The organism is Micromonospora aridisoli (genome assembly GCF_056150025.1).
Genome location: NZ_JAXCFK010000176.1, coordinates 1 through 524 on the forward strand (window position 1 = coordinate 1; position 524 = coordinate 524).

1 protein-coding gene is annotated in these 524 nt (G+C 56.3%); it reads right to left on the reverse strand.

Going from position 1 to position 524, the window contains the following annotated elements; all coding sequences use genetic code 11:
• Positions 1-524, reverse strand: a 524-nt coding sequence (locus SM447_RS29970) for a glycosyltransferase family 39 protein (RefSeq protein ID WP_474576220.1), incomplete at both ends; no start/stop codon positions are given.

Below are 524 nucleotides of genomic sequence, written 5' to 3' on the forward strand. Positions count from 1 at the left end.
CCTTTTTGCCAAACCAGGATTAGCCCGACAAACCCGGGAGCCAGAGCAAGCGACGGCTGGGTCAGACTGAGCAATCCCCACCAGAGACCAGCGAACAGCCCGTGCCGCCAGCGCCGGGCATCCTTTTCATCCGCATGCAGCCAGATCACCATAGTCCTTAGCAACAATATGATGAACATCAGAGTTAGCGCTTCTTTCTGCGGAATGCCGGCGCCAAGAGCGAACGCGGGCCAAGCAAAATAGACAATGGCCGCGACGATGCCGACATTTGTAGCATGCCGGTTATCGCGAGAGAGTCGGCGCGCAGCATCGCCCAATGCCCAGGCGGCAATCAGATCAATCATGATATTCATCACCAAAGTAGACCAGACGCTTGTGCCAAAAACCCACCAGAACACAGCTAGTGCCAACGGATAGAGCGGCGGGAAATAGGCGCGCAGATCCTGGCCATAATGCCAGTCATCGGTAATCAGCCCGCGCCCTTCGAGCACGGCTGTTGCCAGATTGGTGTAATTCATCGGATC